Annotated in this window: 8 protein-coding genes; 7 read left to right on the plus strand and 1 reads right to left on the minus strand. The window is 57.2% G+C overall.

What is annotated here, in order from left to right; translation table 11 throughout:
• The 7 genes from Q0G85_RS09600 to Q0G85_RS09630 all read left to right on the plus strand — a co-directional run.
• Nucleotides 1-472: FAD-dependent oxidoreductase (locus Q0G85_RS09600; RefSeq protein WP_297157344.1), on the plus strand; the 472-nt coding region annotated here is incomplete at its 5' end.
• A 59-nt stretch (nucleotides 473-531) separates the two neighbouring features.
• A complete protein-coding gene (locus tag Q0G85_RS09605) occupies nucleotides 532-1,350 on the plus strand; it encodes an SDR family NAD(P)-dependent oxidoreductase (RefSeq protein WP_297157347.1) in 819 nt (272 codons plus the stop codon).
• A 67-nt stretch (nucleotides 1,351-1,417) separates the two neighbouring features.
• Entirely contained in the window at nucleotides 1,418-3,373 is a 1,956-nt protein-coding gene (locus Q0G85_RS09610) for an FAD-dependent oxidoreductase (RefSeq protein WP_297157351.1), read from the plus strand.
• A gap of 264 nt (nucleotides 3,374-3,637) precedes the next feature.
• The gene (locus Q0G85_RS09615; RefSeq protein WP_297157354.1) at nucleotides 3,638-4,876 is read left to right on the plus strand and encodes a nitrate/nitrite transporter; all 1,239 of its coding nucleotides are present in this window, start codon (nucleotides 3,638-3,640) and stop codon (nucleotides 4,874-4,876) included.
• A gap of 93 nt (nucleotides 4,877-4,969) precedes the next feature.
• Entirely contained in the window at nucleotides 4,970-5,398 is a 429-nt protein-coding gene (locus tag Q0G85_RS09620) for a peptidylprolyl isomerase (protein ID WP_297157358.1), read from the plus strand.
• 720 nt (nucleotides 5,399-6,118) lie between these two features.
• Nucleotides 6,119-7,135, plus strand: coding sequence for a plasmid pRiA4b ORF-3 family protein (locus tag Q0G85_RS09625; RefSeq protein WP_297157361.1), 1,017 nt, complete (start codon nucleotides 6,119-6,121; stop codon nucleotides 7,133-7,135).
• 294 nt (nucleotides 7,136-7,429) lie between these two features.
• Entirely contained in the window at nucleotides 7,430-8,737 is a 1,308-nt protein-coding gene (locus Q0G85_RS09630; RefSeq protein WP_297157364.1) for an RNA-binding domain-containing protein, read from the plus strand.
• Between the two features lie 739 nt (nucleotides 8,738-9,476).
• Here the strand turns inward: Q0G85_RS09630 and Q0G85_RS09635 are convergent.
• Nucleotides 9,477-9,686, minus strand: coding sequence for a hypothetical protein (locus Q0G85_RS09635; protein WP_297157367.1), 210 nt, complete (start codon nucleotides 9,684-9,686; stop codon nucleotides 9,477-9,479).
• Nucleotides 9,687-9,952 lie beyond the last annotated feature (266 nt).

Consider the following 9,952-nt stretch of genomic DNA (forward strand, 5'->3'; position numbering starts at 1 on the left):
TCGCGAGAATGTTGTGCCCGTGCGCGATGTTGATTCCGGTCGCGTGAAGGTTTCCGGCAACGTCGTTGTCTGCGGAGGCGGATCGAGCGGATGCGAGACGGCGCTGGCGCTTGCGATGGACGGCTGCAAGGTCACCATCGTCGAAAAGGGTCCGATTGACAGCTTTGCTCATGGCATGACGCACATCACGAGGGGAATGCTCATCGCGCAGCTCGAGAGCAACGGGATCGCGTGTCTCGGCGAGCACGTTGTCCTTTCCGTCGATGACGATGGTGTTCATGTTGGTGACTCACAGTGGCAAGAAAAGGTCCTCAAGGCCGATTTTGTCGTCAATGCGCTTGGGTTGAGGCCGACGTCAGCGGAGCCGTTTGTTGAATTGATTCCCGAGGTGCATGTCGTTGGCGATTGCAATCGGATTGGCAACATCTATCGCGCAAACCAGTCTGCATTCGACTGCGCAATGGAACTGTAGCGATATCTCGGCCGATGAACCCATCGGGAGGCAACAGCGAATCGAAAGAAGTGAGAACTATGGACATCATTAAGAATGCCCCTATTTCCAGCATGGAGAATGCCTTCTCAGTTAAGGGGATGAATATTGTTGTAACGGGAGGAAACCGCGGATTGGGGCGGGGCATCTCCCAGGCGTTCGCTGAATGTGGGGCGAACGTGGCGATCCTCTGCCGAAACGAGGAATCGGGCGCTAACGCCGCGAAAGAGCTGGAAGCCCTCGGCGGCAAGTGTTTTTGCGTGCAATGCGATGTTGGGGATTTCGACAGCGTAGTGGCGGCGAAAGAGGCGGTCGCTCGTGAGTTCGACCACGTCGATGTTCTTGTCAACAACGCCGGTATTGACGCACATAAAAGCCTTTTCGACGATGAACGACTTGAAGAGTGGAAGCGCGTTATGAGCGTCAACCTCGATGGCGTGGCTGCCTGCGTCCAGCAGTTCGGCCAGTGGATGATGGACGCTCGTCGGGGCGGAAGCATTATCAACATCTCGTCGATTGGCGGCCAGGGTATCGGCGACCCCCGCATCAACCCCATGCCTCCTTATAATGCTTCGAAGGCAGCTCTTGACCACCTTACGCGGCATCTCAGCATCGTGATGGGGGACTACGGTATTCGGGTTAACTGCATTGCCCCCGGTCCTACTCACTCCGGGCTTGACGGGGACCTTCCCGATAAGATCAATGACTTCATTCGCGACACGATGCCCGCCCATCGCTTCGGTGAGCCGATTGAGATTGGCGCGCTTGCCGTTTACTTGGCTTCTCCTGCTGGGTCCCAGGTTACCGGCACTGTCATCAACCATGATGGCGGGACGATGGTCGTTGGACTGACATTCTAGTTATCGCATTGAAGCCCCTCTCGTTGCTGCGCACGGGAGGGGCTTTGCTGAAAATGAGGTGATTGCAGTGGTTGATTTCAACAATTACCCGCACGTCTTTTCTCCTGTGAAGATTCGTAATTTTGAACTGAAGAATCGCCTGGTGTTTTCCCCTGTAGTGTCGGGGCATGCTGGCGTCGTCAATGGCGAAGTCACCGAAGCGCTGGTTCAATTTCTGGGTGCGCAGGCTCGATCGGGCGTTGGCATGGTGACGATAGGGGCATCTCCTGTCGATCAAGGTCGCGCGAGGGACTTTTACGGCAGCTTGTCGGTCTGCCATGATGCGGATATTCCCGGGTTGCATCGATTGGCCGAGGAGGTTCATCGTTACGGGGCCGCCATTTCATGTGAGATACTCCATGCGGGGCGGATTGCTCAACCCAGTGCGCTTGCAGGTCGCAAGGCCTGGGTTCCCTGGGTGGCTCCTGATATGGACCCAGATGCATTTGAGGAGATTTCCGAAGCGCAGATGGACGAGGTCATTGGGGAATTTCAGGCGGCAGCTGTCCGTTTGCGCGACGCCGGTTTCGACATGGTGATGATTCATGGTGCTCACGGCAACCTGGTCAGCGCCTTTCTTTCGCTTGCGACTAATCAGAGAACTGACGAGTATGGCGGCTCGCTTGAGAATCGGATGAGATTTCCCTTGAAGCTTGTTCGCGCGGTGCGAGAAGCGATTGGCGAGGATATGGCAATCGACTTTCGGATTAGCCAGAACGAATATGTAGATGGGGGCATCGAACTCGAAGATGTCATTGCGTTTCTCCAGGCTGCTTCCCCGTATATCGATGACGCCCATCTGTCTGGTGGCTGGATCTTCGATCCCGTGTATGTGAAGTACATGATGCCCGGGTATCCCCAAGAGCGGTGCCTGAATATTGCTCGAACTGCCGTTGTGCACGATAAGCTCGAGATCCCCGTGACGTGTGTCGGGAACATCCCCGATATCGCCACGGCAGAGAGGATTCTTGCAGAAGGTAAGGCCGACATTGTGGCCATGGCTCGCAACATTCTTGCGGATATGGACTTCGTGAACAAGGCGTACCGTGGAAAACCCGAGTCTATCCGTCCATGCCTTCGCTGTATTGAATGCGCGTCTCGCCCTGCGGTTGGGGGAGGGGTTCGCTGTTCGGTTAACCCTCAGCTGGGAAGGGAACTCTACTACAAATCGATTCCGAAAGCGGAGGAGAAAAAGAAAGTCGTTGTCATAGGCGGTGGCCCTGCGGGAATGATGGCTGCCCAGATTGCGGTGAAACGCGGTCATGAGGTCGTGCTCTTCGAAAAGGAAGCTCAGCTGGGGGGTCGTCTGCACGAGGCGTCGGCGCTTTTCTGCAAGGTGGATCACCACAAGCGCTACCTCGCTTGGGATGTCGACGAAACGAGGCGCAGCGGTGTTGGTGTGCGGCTTGGAGTTGAGGCTACGCCCGAGTTGGTGATGCGCGAAAGCCCCGATGCCGTGATTGTCGCCATTGGTGCCGAGCATATTGTTCCCGGCATTAAGGGGGTTGAACGCCAGCACGTAATGAGCGTGACCGATGCCGACCTTAAGCGAAGGCCGATGGGGAAGCGCGTAGTGATTATCGGCGGCGGTTTATCGGCTTTGGAGTGCGGCATCCAATTGGCTTATGAGGGGCATGAGGTTGAGATGCTCTCCCGAATTGCCGAGGGTGATAGCTGGCGTGAGGTGATGAACGAGCTGCGCAGCGGGCTCATCGAACTCAAGGATCGTTACGGCGTCAACTTCGTCGGCAATGCCAATGCAGTGGAAATCACCGATAGCGGGGTTGTTTACGAGAAAGACGGCTCTCTTCTTGAGACGCCTGCCGACACCGTTGTTCTCGCGTGTGGTTTGGAGCCGAACAAAAATGCAATCGCTGCTTTTAAAGAAATGATGCCCGACGTCGTTGTCGTTGGCGATGCGCGAAGGGTCGGCAATATCTTTGCTGCTAATATGGATGCTTTCGACGTTGCTGTGGAGCTATAAGAGACGGGAAAGCATGCTGACTGCCAAAAGAGCCCCCATTGCGCTGAATTACCGAGCAAAAGTGAATCGGACGTAAAGTATGAGGTTTTAAATAAGGGTCTCATACCCCCTTTTCCTGCGATTTTACGTACTCAAGGGCAATTCTCAACCCGATTCAACCCTATGGATAATCGGCTTGCGGTAAGTTGTGCGACTTGCCGCAAGCCTCGCTAAAGGGGAGTTATTCAAGGGGAACATAGCAAGGTCATTCAAAAGGAGGAAGATATGTCAGAGAAGGCGCTAGACAAATCTAAGTGTATAAATGGCAGCTATGGCTGGGTCATTGTTCTCTTCACGATGTTGGTGGGTTTTGTGCCCGGTTCCAACATGGCGAAGGCGATTGCTCTCGCTCCCGTCGTCTGCCAGAACTTCATGATTGACAACGCGACGTTCGGTCTTGTCGTTGCGGCGTTCTACATCATGGGCTTCGTGATGGCGTTCCCGACGACCGGCTTGGTTAACAAATGGGGAATGAAAGTGTCGGTCGCCGTTGCCGTTGGCTGCGGTGTCGTTGGCTCCATCATGGGCGCAATGGCGGGAACGAACACGACGCTGTTTATCGTGAGCCGCGTCGTCGAGGGTGCTTCGTTCGGTATCATGGGCGTTGTCGGCGCTTCGTCGATCGGCCCGTGGTTCTCTCCTGAGAAGCGTTCGCTTCCGCTGTCCATCTGGTCGATGTGGGTTGCAGCTTGCATGTGCGTATGCCCGATTCTGTTCGGCTGGCTCGTTGAGTCTCTGGGCGTGACTTGGGATGGCATTTGGTGGGGCACTGCAGTTTACGACCTCCTCGTCGGTGTTCTCTTTATCGTGTTCTACCGCAAGCCGCTCGACCTTGACGCGGCGAGCTCTATCGAAGAGGCAGATGCTGGAAAGGGCGCGAACATCAAGCGCGCTCTCAAGAGCCCGATGCTTTGGGCTATGGCGCTCATCTTCCTGTTCGATGAGGCTGCATATATGGCAATCAATGGCTTTATCGTGACCTATCTGAGCACCGAGCTCGGCGCTACGCTCGTTGCCGCGAACGCCATCTTCTCGCTGTTCGGCTTCATGGGTGCTATCACGCCGCCGGTTTCCGGCTGGATTACCCAGAAGTTCAACAACCATCGTTGGGTTCTGCTCGTCGGTCTTATCATTGCGGTTATCTACACGGCGCTCGTGTTCCATCTTAAGGACCCGGTCCTGTTCTACCCGCTGTCTATTCTTGCTGGTATCGTCGGTGGCTGCGTGCCTTCGATTCTGTGGCAGTTCACGCCGAACACGGTCGATACGGTCGACATTCCCGCTGCGAACGCTTTCATGGCTTTCACGCAGAATATCGGCATGACCATCGGCGCCCTTATCATCGGCAACGCCATCACCATTTGGGGTTGGGGCATGGGCTCCTGGATCGGCATGGTGCCGCTCTACATCATCTGCCTGGTCATTTACTTCGCATTCGGTTGCCACAAGAAGCTCAAGCTCTAGAGGCTCTCGGCTGCGTGAATTCAGCATAAGTGCAGATGGGACGACAGAATGAACCGCTCTGATGAGGGCGCTCTTACCGAAAAGGGGTTTTCAATGGGAAATGAAAGAAGAGGAAAGATCGCGCTCATCCGCTACGATGGCGGAGTGCTCGGAGAGCGGAAGGTCGACCATCGCACGGGTGAGCCGCTTGCAGTGAGAATCGGCGCGAGCCGGTTGCCGAAGGGCATCGACAACGCGCTTCTCACTATGGAAATCGGAGAGAAAGCGACCCTTGTTATTCCTCCCGAAGAGGGGTACGGGAATGCGAACCCGAAGCTTGTCAAGTGGTACCCTCGCCAGGTGCTTGATCATGGGTACGATATCAAGAAGGGCTCGATGATCATGTGGGAAAGCGAGGACGGTCTTGCGAAGCGTCCGGCAATGGTGGTCGATTCCACAAAGGACAACGTCAAGATCGACATGAACCACCCCTATGCTGGCAAGACGCTTGAGTATTGGGTCGAGCTCGTGGATGTCAAGTAGCGTGAAGCCGAGAAGGTTGTAGAGAATGTGCTATCCCTGTACATCATGCGGTAGATGCGGGAAATTCGATCCAAACAGCCCGCTTTATGCTCCGCCACCGGAGATACCGTGCTTGAAGTGCGGCGGATCGATTGACCCTGCAACCGGTGCGTGTCGTGATTGCGGGTACCAGGCGTTTGCGCCGACAGGAGCGCAGTCTTCTTTGGGAAAACGGGAGGCAGCGAAAAGGTAGCTGAACCTCTAGCTGGTTCCCAGTGTCGCCCCTCTGCTGCTATGGCGGAGGGGCGATTTTTTGCGTGGTGGAGGGAGGTGCTTTTTCTGGCAAAGAGGGTCTCTACGGTAACGGCGTGGATCTTATCGCAAGGTACCGTCAATAGTTTTGCGCAAATTCAGCAAGCCGCCGGTACGGCTACTCCTTGAGCAGAGACGCGTCCAAGTAGCGGCGGGAGCCCCATTCGCTGTCTGCGACGTATTTCAGGCGGGCGGCCACCAGCATGAAAGAAAAGATAATTCGTTCACAGTCGCCCTCAGCGACACGCGCTCACCCGCCCGAACGGCGGAAACCAATTCCGAAGGAAATAGTCGGGCAAGACGGCTAGGCAATAAGATGTCCCTTGTAGTATCGTTCGCCCTAGATCCGGCCCGAATGGGCCGATGCGGCGTGGGGCGCGGCTGGATGCCCGTCCGCAGATTGCGCGCCGTCGAGGAAAAGAGGCACGTATGACCACGTACCATCTGAAGGTGACCATCGGCGAAACCGAACCGCCCGTTTGGCGCAAAATCGCAGTCCCGAACCATATCACCTTCCATCAACTTCACCTCGTCATCCAGGAATGCTTCCAATGGCAGGACTACCATCTCTACAAGTTCGAATTGCCCGATGTGGAAAGCCCGATCACGAGGCTGTTCGGCGACCCGTTCATCGACGAGGGAAACGATATCGACGCCCGCGAGATGCTCATCGACCCGTACATCGCCAAAGGCGGCAGGTTCCGGTATATCTACGATTTCGGCGATTGGTGGGAGCACGTCATCGACGTGCTCGACATCGACCCGCTCGACGACGCTCGCGCCCCGCGCGTGACGGCATCTCAAGGTGAGAGCATGATCGAGGACGCGGGGGGCGTGGGCGGATACTACCGTATTATGGACATCCTTCACGATGCGCGAAACCCCAGGCACGAGGAAATAGAGAGATGGGTCGAGTGGCAGGCGCCCAAGCCCTTCTCCGCCGACACCGCCAACGCGCACATGGACGAGCTGCTCTACTTCCCGAAGGCGGCCTACAGCAGTAGCGCCGCTCCCGATGCGGGAATCTGCCCGGCGCGTCGCGTCAAGCTCCGGGACGTCGTCGACGCCCTCGAGTACCAATCGGACGCCCTCGCCGCCTATATCGACCTCGATGCCGTCGAGGTGAGGATGCTCTTCTTCGAGGACTTTGTCGGCCAGGAAGAATACGAGCGCTCGCTCAGGGAATTCGAAAGCTGCAACTCCCTCATGCTCCCGAGGCCGGAAGAGCTCGACGACTACGGGGTCATGCGCAGCTTCGCTCTCATGCAGGAAGGTGTCGCAGGCGATCGTCTGAAGCGGGCGGTCGAGGGCAGAGGAGCCTTCAAGCGCTTCAAGAGCGAGGTTGCCAAGCTCGGGATCGAGGAGGATTGGCTCGCCTTCCGCGATGAATCGAGGGCGGAAACGGCGCGAGACTTCCTAGAGGCCAACGGCGTGCGCTGGGCATAGGTTCAGTCTCCTAAGGGTTCGCCGACCCCGATGATTGGCGCGGCGCTGTCGTTCAGGAGGCGCCGCTTGGCGTTTCGATAGATGAGGGAACGGCGTCGGCTAGGTGAATCGTTTGGAATCTGACCCAATTCCCCTTCGTGAGAAGGCTTCGTCTGCTGCTGGTTGCCTGTCAGCTCGAAACGAAGGAGGTTCCCTTCTTCGAGCAGAAGCAATCTGGCGCCGCGATGATTAGAATAGTGTTAGATTGGTTAGAATGTAATAGAATAGTGTTAGATAAAGAAGGGAGATGAGAAGATGAGAAGAGAAGATCAGTCGACCGAGTTCAAGGAAGCGTACGTCGACGACATCAAGAAGACCGTCGTCGCCTTCGCGAACACGGACGGGGGCACCGTCTTCGTCGGCGTCGACGATTCGGGAAGGGTCGTAGGCGTCGACGACGTCGACAGGACCATCCTTCGCGCGCAAAACGCGCTTCGCGACGCCATCAAGCCCGACGTGACGATGCACGTGTCGTGCAGCGCGCGGGAAGTCGAGAACAAGACCATCATTGTCGTCGAGGTTCAAAAAGGAACTTCCCGCCCGTACTATCTTGCAGACAAGGGCATCCGTCCGGCAGGCGTCTACGTTCGCCAGGGCTCGTCCTCCGTGCCCGCTTCTGAGGCGGCCATACTGCAGATGATCAGGGAAGCGGATGGGGGAAGCTACGAGAGCGCCCGATCGCTCGAGCAGAGCCTCTCTTTCAGCGAAGCGGAGACGGCGTTCGAGGAGGCGGGGCTGACGTTTGGGGAAGGAAAGCGGCGTACGCTCGGCCTTGTCACCGAGGATGGCGTGCGCACCAACTTGGCGCTCCTCTTGTCCGACCAATGCCCGCATACCGTAAAGCTCGCCGTGTTCCAGGGGAGGAAGAAGTCGGTGTTCCGCGATAGGTGTGAGCTGAGCGGATCTGTGCTGAGGCAGCTGGACGGCGCGTACGAGTACATCAACCGGTTCAACCGGCTTCGCTCGGAGTTCAAGGGGCTGAAGCGGATCGACATGCCGGACTATCCCGAGGAAGCCATCCGCGAGGCACTGCTGAACACCATCGTCCACAGGGACTACGCGCTGAGCGGGCCCGCCCTCATCAGCATCTTCGACGACAGAATCGAGTTCGTCACGCTCGGGGGGTTGGTGAAAGGCGTTTCGGCGGACGATATCGCCCTCGGCATCTCCATCCCGCGGAACAAGCGGTTGGCGGAGGTTTTCTACCGCCTGAAGCTCATCGAGGCGTACGGGACGGGCATCCCAAAGATTAACGAATGCTATGACGGCACCGGGAAGCATCCGGTCATCCAAACGACGCCCAACGCCTTCAAAGTCACCTTGCCCAATCTGAACTACGACGGCGTCGACCGTCCCGAGCTTAACGGACTGACGGACTCCGAGAAGAGGGCGTGCCGGCTGTTCGAGAGCAATCCCGTCGTGAAGCGCAGCGACATCGAGCAGTCGCTTGGCGTTTCCCAGACCATGGCAATCAGAATCCTCTCCCACCTGGGCGACAAGGGCCTTATCCAACGCGAGGGGGCAGGGAGGAGCACGCGGTATCGCCGCGCCGAGACATCTTGAAAACCCTCGTCGGCGGGAATCGGGCAAAACCTTGAACGTTGTAAAAGCCAGGAAGTGAATGCTTCCTGGCTTCTTCAGTGCGCCCATGAGATCTATGTTGCTCGTCGAGCGTATGGAAGGTCCCCTGCATAACCTTGCGCGACTTATTAGCAGTGAATTCTCTTTGAGGACTATCTCGAGGCTTCGGCGGAGAGCTGCTTTGCTTTGTGCAGTCCTCCAATTCCTCCATCGCGGCAATCGGATCTTCTTGGAACGCTCCCCAGGCGAACCATGCAAGCCCGTCCGTCGCATGGATTTCGATGATATTCCTCACTGCCTTTTTCAAGATGACGCGGCAACGCTCTTTCTTCTCATCGAATGCATCTATTCTCAATATAGGCGTCAATTTTTTAGTATACTACTCGATTCATATGCCCCGCACCCATGTCGAGAGGCAAAGATTGGCCACACCCCCTTTCCCGTCGAAGAGAGGGCGTGGCCATATATCATCAAATCGTGCCGCCGTTCGGAGAAGTCTCCGTTGAAGACGCCTGCGTTGCGGCACTTTCATATCCGTGGACACCGGCTGGACTGGCCCACGCTTCGCTTCGTTCGGCATGAGGATTGTCGCTTCCGTATGACTCTGTAAGCGCACGTACCGGCAACTCGATTGCTGGCGCGCAAACAAAATTTGCGAGCTCCTCGACGCTCTCGAACGGGCGGCGCGGCCGTGATGGCTGTGTGAATCGGGCAGGTTCCGCTATCCGCGCACGGCGAGCTCCCGCTGCACCATGCGGCCGATGAACCGCATGTCGCGCACGGCGACGCTCGCCACCGCGACCTTCGCGCAGTTGGGGTGCTTGCCGCCGGCGGCGAGGGCCCTGTACTGCCCTGTACCGCTTGTTGTTACGATAACGGCGCGGATCTTATCGTAGCGGCGATGCGCTGATGGCGCCTTTTCCGAGCGCACCGGTAGCCACGACGAGCTGTTTAGATGAGCCTTCGCGGCTTCGTTCCGGGTGGTAGCTTCTTCTTGCGTCGGCAACGGCTGCTGAAGCTTAGATAGCACCTTGTTCGCGCGGGGATGCATTTTCGAGGGGGGAGACATGCCAGAAATCGGGTGGTTTTCATCAACTTGGGAAGGGGCTGCGGGGCGGATGATCGCGTCCCGATTTGTGGTGTATCAAGGGCCATCGCCGGAACCGCCGGCCACCCTTGCCAGGCGAATGCTACCCT

Origin of the sequence: uncultured Ellagibacter sp. (assembly GCF_934617235.1) — a bacterium.
Classification (GTDB): Bacteria; Actinomycetota; Coriobacteriia; order Coriobacteriales; family Eggerthellaceae; genus Ellagibacter.

Bases quoted from the DNA above. Each gene is read 5' to 3' on its own strand.
- Q0G85_RS09620 (WP_297157358.1), top strand. From the start codon at position 4,970: ATGGGAAATGAAAGAAGAGGAAAGATCGCGCTCATCCGCTACGATGGC.
- Q0G85_RS09615 (WP_297157354.1), top strand. From the start codon at position 3,638: ATGTCAGAGAAGGCGCTAGACAAATCTAAGTGTATAAATGGCAGCTAT.
- Q0G85_RS09605 (WP_297157347.1), top strand. From the start codon at position 532: ATGGACATCATTAAGAATGCCCCTATTTCCAGCATGGAGAATGCCTTC.
- Q0G85_RS09625 (WP_297157361.1), top strand. From the start codon at position 6,119: ATGACCACGTACCATCTGAAGGTGACCATCGGCGAAACCGAACCGCCC.
- Q0G85_RS09630 (WP_297157364.1), top strand. From the start codon at position 7,430: ATGAGAAGAGAAGATCAGTCGACCGAGTTCAAGGAAGCGTACGTCGAC.